Genomic DNA, 15208 nt, shown 5'->3' on the forward strand with positions numbered 1-15208 from the left:
ATATAGCTTTATCACCTGTTACATTTTATATGCTCCAAAAGGGGGTGTCAATATGTTAGCGACCCCATCCCAGGCGCACTGCCAACAGGTAGCCTAAAAATATTCCGATGACGCCCATCACCCCTGCCAGGTTCGGCGGGGCAGGTATGGGCAGTTTTAATCGGGCAAATAACAAGCCCACCGTTAAGCCGGCAGTTAGGGCCAGCAAAATTTCCTTTACTTGTCCGCTCAAATTATTACCTCCTACATCCTTTCAGGTGCAGAAACCCCAATTAGTCGCAAGGCGTTTTTAAGCACGATGCGGGTACAGTTGACCAAGACCAACCGTGCATTGGAAATCTGCGGGTCTTCTACAATTACCCGGTGGCTGTTGTAAAAGCTGTGGAAGGCGGAAGCTAAATCGTGCAGGTACCTGGCTATGCGGTGGGGCGCCAGCATTTGGGCTGCCATTGACACTTCCACCGGAAAATCCGCCAACTTCCTGATCAAATCCTGCTCCGGCTCTTCCTTTAATACCTTTAAGTCCACCTCTGCAGCCCGGGGTTTTTTTCTTCCCTGCTCTTCCAATTGGCGGAAGATGCTGCAAATGCGTGCATGGGCATATTGTATGTAAAAAACCGGGTTATCATTGCTTTGTGATTTGGCTAAATCCAAGTCAAACTCCAGGTGGCTGTCCGGGCTGCGCATTACAAAGAAGTAGCGGGCGGCGTCCTTGCCCACCTCTTCGATGAGCTCTGCCAGGGTGACAAATTGGCCGGTACGCTTTGACATGCGCACCACCTCTCCGCCCCTGAGCAGGCGCACCAACTGCATTAGCACCACCTCTAGGGCGTCACGGGAATAGCCCAGGGCCTCAATGGCCCCCTTCATACGGTTAACGTGCCCGTGGTGGTCAGCACCCCAAATATTTATCACTTTATTAAAGCCCCGGTCAAATTTGTTTTTGTGGTAGGCAATGTCGGCGGCAAAGTAGGTTGGTATACCGTTGGAGCGTACCACCACCTCGTCTTTTTCATCACCAAAGGCAGTGGCCTTAAACCACAGGGCCTCTTGCTCTTGGTAGAGGTAGCCCCTTTCCTTTAATTCTGCCAGGGTCTTATCCACCAAGCCCCCTTGGTGCAGCGATTGTTCAGAGAACCAGACATCGTAAACCACTCCGAAATCCAGCAGTGAGTTTTTAATGTCGGTCAACTTCTCCTTTAAGGCAAACTCCACCAGTTTAGAGCGTCGGCTGGCGGCATCGGCGGTCAGGTATGAATCCTTATATTGGGCAATAAAGTTTTTTACCGTTTCAATTAAATCTTCGCCGTGGTAGCCGTCTTCCGGCAGGGGCACCTCTTGTCCCAGCTGCTGCAAATAGCGGGCCTCTAAGGACTTGCCAAAGTTTTCAATTTGGTTGCCGGCGTCATTTATGTAGTATTCCCGCTGCACCTCATAACCGGCAAAATCCAGTATTGAAGCTATGCTGTCACCCAGGGCTGCACCCCTGGCATTGCCCATATGCAGCAGGCCGGTGGGGTTTGCACTGACAAACTCCACCTGCACCTTGGTGCCCGCCCCCATTTCCAATCGGCCGTAGTGGGCCCCTTGCTCTTCAATTTCTTCCAGTGCCTGATAAATCCAGGTCGGTTCCAGGTAAAAATTAATAAAGCCGGGTCCGGCTATTTCGACCTTTTGTACCGGTACGTCGGCCAGTTCAAAGTTCTCTACAATGATATCCGCAAGTTTTCTCGGAGCGTTTTTGGCGGGCCTGGCCAACATCATGGCCAGATTGGTGGCAAAGTCGCCATGTCCCTTTTCTCTGGGTACTTCCACCACAAACTCGGGAACGGTCACCGAAGGTATGGTCCCCTTTTCAACGGCTTTTTCAACCGCCTTTTCCAGGGCCAGCGCCAACTGTGACCGCATCTTTTCTACTATACCGCTCATAACAGGGTAATTAGACCTCCTTGACAGTGATTGACAGTTCATTATATCCTATTTTTTGTCGATCCAGTTCTAATTCATACTCTAGATTAATACTTCCACCCATCTCTGTCAAGTCCACCTCAACTTTACAGGGCAAGACCTTTGTATCCATACTGCCGTAGGGGGTAATGTATTTACCCTCATGGCGCTGGCCTTCTTCAAATACCTGTCTCATTTCGGCGGAACCCATGCGGTTTAAGGTCACCCTGCTGGGCTCAGCCTTTACTGACGTGGTGGTACCCTCCATGCCTGACAGTTCAGTTTCATTGTATATAAGGTAAAATGACCCATTTTTGACATACATATACCCCAAGGTTGTCAACTCAATGGTATCCTTTTCACCCCACTCATTGGTCTGCGTGCCTGTTACGGTAACCAGCACCTCTTTGCTCATTACACCAGCCCTTTCACGCCATATTAGGGTTTACTTCACTACGCAGGCCTATACCAAGCAAGCTTGCCCACAAAATACAAGCTGGGGCTTGCTTGCTAAAATTCTTATCCACATTCAAGGGTTCGACAAAAGGTTACCTTTCCCTGCATTAATTTTAAATTAAGACCGCCTTAAGGGTGGATATAAAAAAAGAGCAGGAAATAAATCCTGCTCTTTTATCATGCTTATCCTCTTGGTGTGTGATCTTTGCCGGCCAAAGTTACAAATGAAGTTCCGATGTAGAGGTACTCCACCTTGCCTTCTTTAGCCAGTGCAGAACAAGCCTTATCAACGTCACGCTTCTTAGCACCTAGCTTAGTAGCGATCTCTTTGGTCTTGGCCTTACTGACAGTACCTAGGTACTCCAGTACTTTTGCTTGTAAATCTTCCATGGATAAAATCACCACCTAATCTTACCACAGGTTAGTGTGGTAGTTTTGACGGTATTTTAACTATTTACCGTTGCTTCTATTCTACCACTTAAATTGGGTGGTGGAACGGAAGGTGGTCACGGCATAGGTAAAATCGTCAATGTGCTTGTCTGTGAATGGCAGTTCTGCCAATTGGAAGAATTTCTCCCAACCGATGCGCTCAATCCATTCACCCATTCTTTCGCCCTGCTTAGCGTTAGCTGCCCACAGTTCAACTAACTTCTTAACTGCATCTACAACCTCAGGCCAGCGCGGAGGATTGTTTGGCAGGTAAGGAATAGCCAGACGTGAGAACATCGGGGTTGAGCGGGCGTTAGATACTTTACCGCCTACCCAGATGGAAATCGCGTCGTTTTCAGGGTCAATGATTTGGATGGATGGGCACATGGTGTAGCAGTTACCACAGTACATGCAGCGCTCTTCTTTAATTTCCACACTCTTCAACTTCGGATTCGGACGAATAGCTGCGGTTGGGCAGCTGGCAATAACAGTCGGAATCTCACAGAAGTTCTTCAAGTTTTCGTGGTTAATTACAGGAGCTTTTCTGTGGATACCCAGAATAGCGATGTCTGAGCAGTGAACGGCACCGCACATGTTCAAGCAGCAAGCCAGAGAAATTCTCATTTTTGCCGGTAACTTCATGGTTTCGAAGTACTCGAACAGTTCGTCCATTACTGCCTTTACAATACCGGAAGCATCGGTAGCTGGGGTATGGCAGTGTACCCAACCTTGGGTGTGTACCATGTTAGTAATGGAGTTACCGGTACCGCCAACAGGTAGTCCTTTAGCCTTAACTTCAGCAATCAGAGGCTCAATGTTGTCTTTGTTGGACAACAGGAACTCGATGTTGTTACGGCTGGTAAATCTCAGGTAACCATCACAGTACTTGTCTGCAATTTCACAGATGTCACGGATAAAGTATATGCTAATCAGTCTTGGAGAACCAACCCGTACTGTGTATAATTCTGCGCCACTTTCGGATACGTGAACGAGTACGCCGGGCTTTAGAATTTCGTGATACTTCCACTTTCCATAGTTTTCTTTAATAATTGGAGGAAGCATATCCCCATAATATGGAGGCCCGATATCAGTTTTCGCCACTTTGCTTCACCTCTCCCCGTACAATTTATTTAATAAGTTTATCACTTAACCAAATTATAGTTCTTAAGTGTCAGTGGATATTACTTAACTTCTTCAGGCCACCAGAAGAAGTAGGGGTTAGCCCGCGGACGGTATACCATTTGTGGAATTGGCTCCAGATCAACTGCACGCAAGAAATGACGCATACCGAGGCGGCAGATTGTTTCACCAACACGCTCACGAACTTTACCTTCTTCGTCCCACCATTCCCAAATCTTTTCTAGGAGATCCTTAACTTCTTGGTAAGGAGCTTCCATCTTCATGAAGGGAACGATTACCCATCCTAAGAATGCAGACTGCAGAATGGTAGCTTTACCACCGATTAGGATGGTAGCACCCTTGTCCAGTCCCGGACGCAGTGCCTTGGGCATTTTGTTGATGCAGTGCATGCAACGTACACACTCAGGAGCATCCAGTTTCAGCTCATTGCCGTCCCACTCTAAGCAGCCGGTGGGGCAACGGTCGATAACCAGCTCTTGAATGTCAAATCCGTTGTTTACATACTCGCGTACTGCTTCTTGGTCAATGCGCAGTTCGTCTCTCCAAGTACCTTGGATTGAGAAGTCAGAACGTGCGATTGATGCTACGCAGTCGTTGGGGCAGCCAGCAATTTTAATTTTGAACTTGTACGGCCACATTGGACGGTGCAGTTCGTCTTGGTATTCGTTGGTCAGGTTGTGGCAAATGTCCATGGCGTCAATGCAAGCGAACTCACAGCGAGCCATACCACAGCAGCAGCTAGGTGTACGCAGGTCAGAACCTGATCCACCGAGGTCGAAACCTTTGTCGCTGTACTCATCAAATAGGGTTTGCAGATACTCTGTTTTTGTTCCTAACAGAACAATGTCACCGGTAGAGCCGTGTAAGTTAGTCAGGCCGCTACCATATTTTTCCCAGATGTCACACACAGTGCGTAGAGCTTCAGTGGTGTAGAACCAACCACTGGGCTGATTCAAACGAACGGTGTGGAATTCAGCTACATTCGGGAATTGCTCGGGTAGGTCGGTATAACGACCGATAACACCACCACCATAACCCATAACACCAACAATACCGCCGTGCTTCCAGTGCCCTTTCTTCTCTTCGTAAGATACTTCCAGTTGACCGAGAAGATCTTGGGCGGTGGGCTTTGTAGGGGCCATTCTCTTGATTTCTGTTACAAAGCTAGGCCACGGTCCAGTTTCCAGTTGATCCAAGAGAGGAGTCTTGGATTCTGCCATTAAGCTCACCTCCAGTATTTTTGGATGGGGATAGCATAACTATCCAACCATGTAAATAAAAGCGCTGCATTCTGTTACCTAAACTACTTTATTGGCATAAACTGGACGAGTTAATTAGTTAGTGCCCATCAACTCGTCACTACTTTGCTGCTTTTAGGTTGTCAGATACAGCATTTAAAGCTTATACAAAAAATATATGCTGTACGGGCACAAGCTTGCTTTTTCTGCCAGCTACTTTACATGATTCCCGTACATGTACAAAGTTTAACATCAATACTTTACGATGTCAACTGGGAAACAACTCTTGTGTTGGTGAAGTTTTGCACTAGGACAGAATATTCTCTCAAATTACTAATTTAATATAATTATTAGCCCCATTGTTTTATTGTTTATTGACTGCACTTATACCCGGTAGCCGGCATTAAAGGCAGCCATGTTTACTTCTAAGAATTTTGGGGGTACTACGGCAGCCAGGGCCTTTTCCCATACCTGTTTTTCTATGGGCATCTGCTTGGCCAGCACGCCCAGCAGCACCACGTTGGCAGTCCTGGCATTGCCGCATTGTATGGCCAGGTCCAGGGCATCTATCACCGATGTGTTGGCCACCCTTGCCTTAATGTAGTCCACCGCCCCTTGGGGATAGGTGGCGGCACCCAGCAGTACCGGCACGGGGTTGATGGCCTGGTTATTCACTATAACGGCTCCGTCGGGCTTTAGGTATGAAAGCCAGCGCAGGGCCTCTAATTTTTCAAAGGACAGCAGTATATCGGCACCGCCCTCGGGAATGAGGGGCGAATGTACCTGGGTGCCAAGGCGCATCATGGTAACAACGCTGCCGCCCCGCTGGGCCATGCCTTTTACTTCTGAAACTTTAATATCATAGCCGGCGTCGTGGGCAGCCTTGGCCAGCACCTTGGTGGCTAAAATGGTTCCTTGTCCGCCCACTCCCACCATCATTAGGTCAAAGGGTTTAAGCATTGTTTTGGCCCCCCTTTATAATTGCGCCCTTTTTGCATACTTGAACACAGAGGCCGCAGCCATTGCATTGGATGCCGTCTATCACTGCAACACCGTCAAGGTGGGAAATGGCCGGGCAGCCCAGTTTCAGGCACAATTTACATTTTATACAGGCCTCGGCATTTACCGTTACCGGCCGGCGAGGTTCCTTGGTGAGCAGGGCACAGGGGTGGCGGGCAATGATAACCGACGGTTCCGCTGCGGCCACCTCTTCCTTCACCGCTTTTTCAAATTGATCAATATTTATGGGGTCAAGCACCTTTACCCGCTTTATACCCAAGGATTTTACCAGGGCCTCCAGGTCCACTTCCACCGTTGGCCGGCCCATTAGGGTTTTTCCTGTTGCCGGGTGGTCCTGGTGGCCGGTCATGGCAGTGGTGCGGTTGTCCAGTATTAACACGGTGCTCTTTCCCTTGTTGTAGACTATGTCCATCAGTCCGGTGACACCGGAGTGGAGAAAGGTGGAATCTCCTATTACTGCCACCGTATTACCCTTTAAGTCCGGGTTTGCCAGCTCCATGCCGTGGGCCACCCCGATGCTGGCGCCCATGCAGATACAGGTGTCCATGGCCGATAAGGGGGGCGCTGAGCCCAGGGTATAGCAGCCAATATCACCGGTGACGGTAAGTTTAAGTTTTCTTAGTACATGGAAGGTGGCCCGGTGTGGGCAGCCGGCACACAGCACCGGCGGGCGCACCGGGGCTTCCGGAGCCTCCTTGTCCAAGGGAGACACCGGCGGCTCTTGGTATTGCTCGGCCACCGGCAAACCTGCTTCCCGAAAGGCTTTTGCCAGTATCACAGGGTTTAGCTCGCCAATCTTGGGCACTATTTCCTTACCCAAAACTTCAATGCCCATGGCCTTTATTTGTGTTTCTAAGAAGGGATCCAACTCCTCCACCACCACCACCCTGTCTACCTGGGAGGCAAATTGTTCTATTAACTTTTCCGGCAGTGGGTTGGTAATGCCCAGTTTAAGCACCGAGGCCCGGGGCATAACTTCCCTTACGTAGGTGTAGCTGATGCCGGCGGTGATTACACCCACCTCTTTGCCGGCCCAATGAATTGAGTTTAGTTGGCTGGTTTCGGCAAAGAGCCGCAAATCTTTCATGCGCTGCTCAAGGTGCAGCCGGCGGGCCCGGGCATTGCCGGGGGTAGCCACATATTTACCGGCGTCTTTTTTGTATTCCTTTAGCGGCTGTTCTATTCTTTCTGCTGTTTCCACCATTGTTTGAGAGTGATTAACCCTGGTGGTGGTGCGCAGCATAACAGGGGTATCAAACTGTTCACTTATTTCCAGCGCAGCGGCCACCATGTCCTTGGCCTCTTGGCTGTCTGAAGGTTCAAGACATGGAATTTTAGACATTAGCGCGTAGTAGCGGTTGTCTTGCTCGTTTTGTGAACTGTGCATGCCGGGATCGTCCGCTGACAGCAGCACCAGACCGCCGTTGATCCCGGTGTAAGACAGGGTAAAGAGAGGGTCTGCCGCTACGTTGACACCGACGTGCTTCATGGTAACCAGTGCCCTGGCCCCTGCAATTGATGCACCCGCACCAACTTCTAAAGCCACCTTCTCGTTGGGAGACCACTGGGCATAAACGCCCGGGTAGTTTTTAAAGTGCTGCAATACTTCGGTGCTGGGGGTGCCAGGATAGCCTACACCTATTTTAACTCCTGCCTCATATGCCCCAAGGGCAATGGCTTCGTTGCCTGACAATAATTTTTTCAAGATAAGATTACACCTCCTGGCCCCTGTTAAGGGCAGTTTTCAGTTGGTTTTGACGGACGGTATCCTATTCCAACACATGCCTTATCTGCTATCTATTGTCAACCACCCGTTTGGCCTTACCCACAAATCTTTCCAGGGAACCGGGTTCTACCAATTTCACCTTGGCGCTTAGGGATAAGACGCTGGACAGTTTGTTCCTCACCGTTTCTTCCAAAAGTTGCAGGTCCTTATATTGGCCGGTAAAGGCCTTTTCAGTGGGCTCCACCTGCACTTCCAAGGTGTCTAAATATCCTTTTTTAGCAACTATAATTTTATAGTGGGGGGCAATGCCGTCAACATCCAGCAGTACGCTTTCAATCTGGGACGGGAATACATTTACCCCGGAAATAATGAGCATGTCATCGGTGCGGCCGCTCACCTTGCGCATGCGCACCGTGGTGCGTCCACATTCACATTTTTCTGGGTTGAGCACCGTTATATCCCTGGTGCGGTAGCGAATAATGGGGAAGGCCTCTTTGGTAAGGGAGGTTATCACCAGTTCTCCCCCTTGGCCGTAATCCAGGGGCTCCTCTGTTTCAGGGTCAATGATCTCAACCAAGAAATGGTCTTCATTGACGTGCAGACCATTGGTATACATACACTCCCCGGAAACACCGGGGCCGATGATCTCGCTTAAACCGTAATTATCGGTGGCCTTAAGATTCCAAACCCTTTCTAACTCGGCCCGCATGCTCTCTGTCCAGGCCTCTGACCCAAATAAACCCACCTTTAATGGCAGTTCTGCCGGGTCTACGCCCATCTTTCTGGCCGTCTCTGCCATGTGCATTGCATAGGTGGGTGTGCTTATTACCGTTGTGGTTCCGAAGTCCTGCATCAGCATTATCTGGCGCTCGGTATTGCCGGTGGAAGTGGGTACAACCATGGCCCCCACCCGCTCTAAACCATAGTGCAAACCAAAGGCACCGGTAAATAAACCGTAGCCAAAACATACCTGGGCCACATCCTCTTCGGTTACTCCCACCATGGTCACCAAACGGGCCACCAGGTCGGCCCAGGTGTCAAGGTCTTTTTTAGTATAGCCAACCACGGTGGGTTTGCCGGTGGTTCCGGATGAGGCATGTACGCGAACAACTTTGCTGCGGGGTACCGCAAACATTTTAAAGGGATAGTTATCCCTAAGATCTGTCTTCACCGTAAAGGGAAAACGGGACAGATCTTTCAAGGTTCGACAATCTTCGGGTTTTATGCCCAGTTGGTCAAACTTTTCCCGATAAAAGGGCACATTTTGGTAGACATTTTTCAGTGTTTGCTGCAGTCGCGCCAACTGCAGTTGCTGCAGTTGGCCGCGATCCATGGTTTCATTTTCAACATCCCAAATCATATTGCTTCCACTTCCTTGTTTCTATTTGCCGGCACTCCGTCCGAAGGCAGGCCTGGGTCCCCGTAAACATGGGCAAGGTGCTCCTGCGGCAGCGGTTTAGTAAGCATACTGACAACCGGCACCACCACCAGCGGAACCAGCATTGCTGCAGAGCCCACGGTGGGTATGGCACTGGGGTACAGATATGAAAAGACCAGTGATATGGTTAAGCCGCTGAGTGCTCCGGCCCATGCCCCCGCTGCGGTGGTACCGCGCCAAAACAGACCGTATAGGAACGGCGCTAAAAAGGCACCGGCCACCGTTCCCCAGGACAGGGCCATGAGGCTGAGTATTATTGTCGGTCTGGCCAGGGCCAGCACCAGTGAAATACCCACAAAGACGGCACAGAGAACCCTCAGGGTTATTACTTTGTTTTTCTCAGACATTCTGGGCTGCACAGTGGGCAACAAGTCCAAGGCCACTGCCGAACTTGATACCAGCACCAGCGAAGCCAGCGTAGACATTGAGGCAGATAGTATTAAAATTAAAATTATTGCCAACACAAATTCCGGCAGTATGTTGTTCATCAGTTGGGGCATCAATAGGTCTACCGTTTGGGCTCCGGTGGCAGCATCCACCGGGAGCTCCTCAAAGAACAAGCGGGTCATTGACCCGGTAAAGTAGGCACCAAAGGTTATTATCAGTGCAAACACTGTGGATACCACCGCTGCCGGTTTAATTGCACTTTCACTTTTAATGGCATAGAATTTTTGCACCATCTGGGGCAGGGCCCAAGCTCCTAAGCTGGTCAGTATTACCAGCGAAGCCAGGGGCAGCAAGCCCGGTGCACCCACCGCCTGGGTTAAGCCCGGGTCTATATCCGCTAGTTTTTGCACCGCAGGCATCAAGCCGCCGGTCTCCGGTGCCCTAAGTACATACCACAGGAGCAGGCCCACCCCAAAGAGCATGATACAGCCCTGTACAAAGTCGGTGAGGGCCACGGCCCGGTAGCCGCCAAGTATGAGGTAGGTTGCGGTAAGTGTTGCCATAAATATGGCGGCAGCAATGTAAGGTACGCCAAATACCTGTTCAAACAAGTATGATAAACCCATGTACACCGATGCCGAATAGGGCACCATAAAAATAAAAATGACCAGTCCTGCAAATATCTTCATGCCCGGACTTTGATACCGGACACTAAGAAATTGGGGCATGGTCATGGTGTTTAACCGTGTGGTGATGCTGCGGGTCCTCTTAGCCAGTATCCACCAGGCTAAAAGGCTACCAAACAGGGAGTTGCCTAATACAATCCACAGGCCGGATAAACCAAAGTTCCACCCTACTTGACCGGCATACCCAATAAATATTACTGCGGAAAAGTAGGTGGTACCAAAGGCAAAGGCTGACAGCCAAGGGCCTACGGTACGGCCACCGAGAAAAAAGTCGCTTACAGTGTGGGATTTGCGCATGTTCACAAGCCCACTGTACAATAAAAGGGACACAAATAAAAAAACCAATAAGTACTTAATCATTTTCTAACCATCCTCCCGTACTGCTTTTTTCAGTTAATTAATTAAAAAAAGAAAAATGCCAGGTTTTACCCCTCCTTACCTTCCTGCCGTTCTGCACTTACTATTATTCTATACGCATATGCTTTTTCCTGCAATAGCATTTTGGTAAAGATCAGGATATTGGCCCTGGGAAAAAATAGTTAGCCGGCCGGAAGCCACAGGCTTCAGGGGCCGGCAGTAGTATTTTATTAACCCAATCTCTTTTTTACAAACCGGGACATTCTCTTGAGCGCCTCTGTTAAATCCTCCAAGGAGGTGGCGTAAGAGCAGCGGACAAAGCCTTCCCCCGATTTGCCAAAGGCATTGCCGGGCACCACTGCAACCTTGGTTTCCATAAGCAGCTCCTCGGCAAACTCTTCCGATGTCAAGCCGGTGGGACGGATGTCCGGAAAGGCATAAAAGGCCCCGCCGGGCTCAAAACAGGGTAAGCCCATTTCATTTAAGGCATTGACCACCATTATACGGCGGCGGTTGTACTGCTGCACCATGTTTTGCATTTTTTCCCGGCCGTTTTTAAGCGCCTCCACCGCTGCCATTTGTGCGGTGATGGGGGCACAGAGCATGGTGTACTGGTGAATTTTATTCATGGCTTCAATGAATACCGGGTTAGCTGCGGCATAGCCCACCCGCCAGCCGGTCATGGCATAGGCTTTAGAAAAACCGTTTAGCAGTATGGTGCGATCCCTCATGCCCGGCAGGGAGGCAATGCAGGTGTGTTTGCCCCGGTAGGTCAGCTGATCATATATTTCATCGGATATCACTATTAAATCGTGGTGTTTAACCACCTCGGTTATTTCTTCAATGTTCTTTTTGCTCAAGATGGCCCCGGTGGGGTTATTGGGGTAACACAACAGGAGCGCCTTGGTTTTAGGGGTAATTGCCTTTTCTACCCTTTCGGCGGTCAGTTGAAAGTCCTCTTCTAACCGCGTTTCAATTGGCACCGGCACTCCTCCGGCCAGGGCGGTGCAGGGAGTATAGGATACGTAGCAGGGGTCGGGCACCAGCACCTCATCGCCGGGCACCACCACCGCCCGCAGGGCCAGGTCCAGGGCCTCGCTCACCCCCACCGTTACAAGCAGTTCATCCTTGGGGTGGTATTTTACCCCGTAATTTTGCTCCAGGTGCTCTGCCACTGCCTCCCTCAGCAGGGGCAGCCCTTGGTTTGCTGTATAGGTGGTATAACCCTTTTCCAGGGAGTACACACAGGCTTCCCGGATGTGCCAGGGGGTTACAAAGTCCGGTTCACCCACCCCCAGTGAAATTACCCCCTCCATCTCCGCTGCCAGATTGAAAAAACGCCTGATGCCGGAGGGGGGTATATCCCTAACGGTGGGGTTAATATATTTCTGCCACTGGCTCATGGTGTTACCACCAACCTGTGGTCAGTTTCCTTGTCCTCTAAGATGCAGCCGTGCTTGCTTATAGGTCTTCAACACAAAATGGGTGGCGGTGCTCAAGACATGTTCTATGGTGGCCAGTTTGCTGGATACAAATTGGGCTACGTCTTTCATGGTTTTGCCCTCCACAAAGACCGCCAGGTCATAGGCGCCGGACATCAGGTGTACGCTGTGCACCTCGGGAAAACGGTAAATTCTCTCGGCCACCGCATCAAAGCCCACCTCCCGCTGGGGGGTAATTTTCACTTCTATCAAGGCGCTTACCTTTTCTTCGCCGCATTTTTCCCAGTTAACCATGGTTTGGTAGCTAATTATTATGCCTTTGTCTTCATATTCCTTAATGCGCTCTTTAACCTGCTCAACCTCCAGCCCCACCAAGGGTGCTATTTCCTCCGGTCTTATTCTGCAGTTTTTTTCTAACAGCTCTAAAATAACCTTGTCTTGCTGATCCATTTATTTATACCTCCTTAAAGTTGTCCCTCATAAAATAAAAACTTCGTCCCCTAAAGGGACGAAGTTATTTTCGTGGTACCACCCTAATTCAGCCGTGTTTTAACGGCCCTTGTATCGGTTAACGGCGGGGTGCGCCGGCGGTGCTTAATGATTTCAGCCCGCAGCTTCTGGGTGGCTCGAATTGCTCCGTATCCGCCGGGCTCACACCTACCCCCGGCTCTCTGTGGATGGGCTGCAATCCTTTTTCCCATTCATCGCTGATAAATATTAACTTATTTTTGCAGTATAGCAAAGTAACTTTTTAATGTCAACTGCCTTTACATTGTTAATTGCCCGTTGGGGGTATCCACCACTACCTTTACGCTTTCCTTTTTGCCCGTTTCAGCGTTGATATACACTAAGAAGGTATCCTCATTGAGGGAACCAGTCAGTTCCCAACAGAGCACCTCCTGGTAGTTTTCCTTGGGGATTAGGGCCAGCCGGGCCGACTCCACATTCATATGGGGATTTACCTTTTCCCGGGCCTCTTCTTGGGTTATGACGGCCTCTTTCAAATCCCGGTCTTTACTGGCCATCCAGTATTGGGATGCCTCGTATGCCAACACCCTGCCGTCATCCAAGGACACCAGGCATTTAATTTGGTCAGGATAAAGCATAACATCGCCCTCAGTGGCCACAAACTGAACGGTGACCATATTGCCCTGTTTGCTGTGGAAGGTGTCCACCATATTTTCTTTACCCCGGCTCTTTAAAAACTGCCGGGCCTTTTCCCTGGCCTGCTCCACCGAAAAGTTGGCATTTTCAACCTCTTTATTGCCTAAGTACCAAATTACCTTGCCGCCCTGCTGGCTCACATCACACATGTAGCGGGGCAGGTTTTCATTGTTATCCCTGGGGATTAGCTCTACGGTGTATGATTCAATGCGGCCCTTGTTTTTTCCCACCACCCTGGCGGTGTAGTTCTTGTTTTCTTTATCAATAAAATCCAGGGCTATTTCCCGTGCCTTTTCTGCACTGATGCTTTCGCCCTTCAGCCCCTGGGGTTTCCTTTTTTCCAGGTGGTCGGAAAAGGGTCCGTCGTATATTAAGGTGGGATGTGTTTGCATGTTTCTGTTTATTTTTTCAAGTTCACCGTCCAGCCCCCGGTCGGCATCATCAAGCCCCTGGCGGGTCTTGGCCTGCAGTTCGCTTAGGGTTAACCGACCCTCCACCACCTGTTCTTCCATCTCACTGATATCTTTGTTTAGTTCCGTGGCCTGCCTATAGAGGCGGTTTAGTGTATTCCAGTGGTGATCCGTAAGTTCTTCCGTATCAACTATTTCCTTAGAAACGGTATAAGAATAGTCCCCCACCTGGGATAAAAATTTAGCTGTGCGCTCCGTTAGGGCGGTGGACACAGGAAGCTGGGTTAAACTGCTTTGGGCAGAATCAGCCCTTAACCATATCTCTGAAAAAATCGCCACATCTTCCCCTGTGCCCTTGGCCACTAAACTTTTTGCCAGGGCCGTCTCTAGGTTTTTTACATGGGTAGCCATATCAAAGAAGGACATTTGATATCTGTTGGTTAAAAACACTTCTAAATCTTGGCGCACCTGGTGCTGGCGATAGCCCCAAAAACCCACCGCCGCCAGTAAGGCCACTCCTAACAAGGACGCCGCTAGCCATCTTTTCATCGTTTAACCCCCTTTATATCCCGAAAACATGGTTTCCAATTTGCCCGGTTATGGTTCGACTCCAAATCCATTTGGACACAGGCTTATATGGGTTCCAGAAAAACAGGGCCCCCCCGGTGGGATCCCAGCCATTCATGGCATCCTCGGCCGCCCGCCTGGCTTCGTCGCTTACCTCCCGGGTATATTGGGCGTTGGCCACCGACTCAAAGGCCAGGGGCTGGTAAACTACCCCCGCCAGTGTATTGGGAAAGTTGGGGCTTTCTACCCTGTTCAAAATTACCGCCGCCACCGCCACCTGGCCCACATAGGGTTCGTCGGCAGCCTCACCCATCACCACCCTGGATAATAAATGAAGGTCGGCGCGGTTAACCTCAGCCCTGGAGGCCACCTCATTTCGATCATCCCGCTGCTGGGTCGGCTGATTCTGTGCTGCCTGCTGCTGCGGTGCCGAGCCCCCGGCAGGGGGGTAGCCTATGGCGGCCCAGGTACGGGGGCCCACAACCCCATCCACCGCCAAGCCGTTTTTTGCCTGAAAGTTTTTCACCGCATTAAAGGTTTGTGGGTTATACACACCGTCTATGGGGCCGTCGTAATAGTCCCAGTCACTTAATCTGATCTGAACATGCCTCACATCGTCACCGCTAATACCCCAGTACAGGGTGCGGGGTTGGGCATCTGCCTTGCTAAAGGCAAAGGTGCCCACCGCAGCCACCAAAAAGGCTACCAAAATCAGCATTGCCGCAGGCTTTCGCCGGCTTTTATCTTTTTTTAACATTCTGGCTTCACCCCATTTTAAATTTTTTGCTGTCCTTATTTTGT

The 15208-nt window shown here is 50.1% G+C and carries 13 protein-coding genes, 1 pseudogene and 1 other annotated feature; all 14 genes and pseudogenes read right to left on the bottom strand.

Annotated elements, in window-relative coordinates:
* Positions 1-55 precede the first annotated feature (55 nt).
* The gene (locus BR02_RS0103495; protein WP_031514236.1) at positions 56-232 is read right to left on the bottom strand and encodes a XapX domain-containing protein; all 177 of its coding nucleotides are present in this window, start codon (positions 230-232) and stop codon (positions 56-58) included.
* 11 nt (positions 233-243) lie between these two features.
* On the bottom strand, positions 244-1929 hold the full coding sequence (gene argS / locus BR02_RS0103500; RefSeq protein WP_031514238.1) for an arginine--tRNA ligase: 1686 nt from the start codon (positions 1927-1929) through the stop codon (positions 244-246).
* A 10-nt stretch (positions 1930-1939) separates the two neighbouring features.
* Positions 1940-2362, bottom strand: coding sequence for a YwiB family protein (locus BR02_RS0103505; protein WP_031514240.1), 423 nt, complete (start codon positions 2360-2362; stop codon positions 1940-1942).
* A gap of 224 nt (positions 2363-2586) precedes the next feature.
* Entirely contained in the window at positions 2587-2793 is a 207-nt protein-coding gene (locus BR02_RS0103510) for a hypothetical protein (protein ID WP_031514242.1), read from the bottom strand.
* 81 nt (positions 2794-2874) lie between these two features.
* Complete coding sequence (gene dsrB / locus BR02_RS0103515) at positions 2875-3933, bottom strand: dissimilatory-type sulfite reductase subunit beta (RefSeq protein WP_031514244.1); 1059 nt, start codon at positions 3931-3933, stop codon at positions 2875-2877.
* Positions 3934-4013: 80 nt separating this feature from the next.
* Positions 4014-5192 (bottom strand): dissimilatory-type sulfite reductase subunit alpha, encoded by a 1179-nt coding sequence (gene dsrA, locus BR02_RS0103520; RefSeq protein WP_031514246.1) that lies wholly within the window; start codon positions 5190-5192, stop codon positions 4014-4016.
* Positions 5193-5594: 402 nt separating this feature from the next.
* Positions 5595-6170: an indolepyruvate oxidoreductase subunit beta gene (locus tag BR02_RS0103525; protein WP_031514248.1), complete on the bottom strand. Its 576-nt coding sequence runs from the start codon at positions 6168-6170 to the stop codon at positions 5595-5597.
* Entirely contained in the window at positions 6163-7935 is a 1773-nt protein-coding gene (gene iorA / locus BR02_RS0103530) for an indolepyruvate ferredoxin oxidoreductase subunit alpha (RefSeq protein WP_031514250.1), read from the bottom strand. Before iorA ends, BR02_RS0103525 begins: the two co-directional genes overlap by 8 nt.
* Positions 7936-8023: 88 nt before the next feature.
* Positions 8024-9316: a phenylacetate--CoA ligase family protein gene (locus BR02_RS0103535; protein WP_031514252.1), complete on the bottom strand. Its 1293-nt coding sequence runs from the start codon at positions 9314-9316 to the stop codon at positions 8024-8026.
* Entirely contained in the window at positions 9313-10827 is a 1515-nt protein-coding gene (locus tag BR02_RS0103540; RefSeq protein WP_238442388.1) for a sodium:solute symporter family transporter, read from the bottom strand. Before BR02_RS0103540 ends, BR02_RS0103535 begins: the two co-directional genes overlap by 4 nt.
* A 227-nt stretch (positions 10828-11054) precedes the next feature.
* Positions 11055-12227 (bottom strand): aminotransferase class I/II-fold pyridoxal phosphate-dependent enzyme, encoded by a 1173-nt coding sequence (locus BR02_RS0103545; RefSeq protein ID WP_031514255.1) that lies wholly within the window; start codon positions 12225-12227, stop codon positions 11055-11057.
* Positions 12224-12716, bottom strand: a pseudogene (locus BR02_RS14300) (Lrp/AsnC family transcriptional regulator). The gene BR02_RS0103545 and the pseudogene BR02_RS14300 overlap by 4 nt, the downstream one beginning before the upstream one ends.
* Positions 12717-12767: 51 nt before the next feature.
* Positions 12768-12980, bottom strand: a binding site (T-box leader).
* Between the two features lie 53 nt (positions 12981-13033).
* Entirely contained in the window at positions 13034-14389 is a 1356-nt protein-coding gene (ypeB, locus tag BR02_RS0103555; RefSeq protein ID WP_031514257.1) for a germination protein YpeB, read from the bottom strand.
* A 13-nt stretch (positions 14390-14402) separates the two neighbouring features.
* Positions 14403-15164 carry a spore cortex-lytic enzyme gene (gene sleB, locus BR02_RS0103560; protein WP_031514259.1) on the bottom strand — a complete coding sequence of 254 codons (762 nt, stop codon included), beginning with the start codon at positions 15162-15164 and terminating at the stop codon, positions 14403-14405.
* Between the last annotated feature and the right edge of the window lie 44 nt (positions 15165-15208).

Source organism: Desulfofalx alkaliphila DSM 12257, assembly GCF_000711975.1.
Taxonomy (GTDB): domain Bacteria; phylum Bacillota; class Desulfotomaculia; order Desulfotomaculales; family Desulfohalotomaculaceae; genus Desulfofalx; species Desulfofalx alkaliphila.

Bases quoted from the DNA above. Each gene is read 5' to 3' on its own strand.
- BR02_RS0103545 (WP_031514255.1), bottom strand. From the start codon at position 12,227: ATGAGCCAGTGGCAGAAATATATTAACCCCACCGTTAGGGATATACCC.
- argS (WP_031514238.1), bottom strand. From the start codon at position 1,929: ATGAGCGGTATAGTAGAAAAGATGCGGTCACAGTTGGCGCTGGCCCTG.
- BR02_RS0103525 (WP_031514248.1), bottom strand. From the start codon at position 6,170: ATGCTTAAACCCTTTGACCTAATGATGGTGGGAGTGGGCGGACAAGGA.
- ypeB (WP_031514257.1), bottom strand. From the start codon at position 14,389: ATGAAAAGATGGCTAGCGGCGTCCTTGTTAGGAGTGGCCTTACTGGCG.
- BR02_RS0103510 (WP_031514242.1), bottom strand. From the start codon at position 2,793: ATGGAAGATTTACAAGCAAAAGTACTGGAGTACCTAGGTACTGTCAGT.
- BR02_RS0103535 (WP_031514252.1), bottom strand. From the start codon at position 9,316: ATGATTTGGGATGTTGAAAATGAAACCATGGATCGCGGCCAACTGCAG.
- sleB (WP_031514259.1), bottom strand. From the start codon at position 15,164: ATGTTAAAAAAAGATAAAAGCCGGCGAAAGCCTGCGGCAATGCTGATT.
- dsrA (WP_031514246.1), bottom strand. From the start codon at position 5,192: ATGGCAGAATCCAAGACTCCTCTCTTGGATCAACTGGAAACTGGACCG.
- BR02_RS0103540 (WP_238442388.1), bottom strand. From the start codon at position 10,827: ATGATTAAGTACTTATTGGTTTTTTTATTTGTGTCCCTTTTATTGTAC.
- BR02_RS0103505 (WP_031514240.1), bottom strand. From the start codon at position 2,362: ATGAGCAAAGAGGTGCTGGTTACCGTAACAGGCACGCAGACCAATGAG.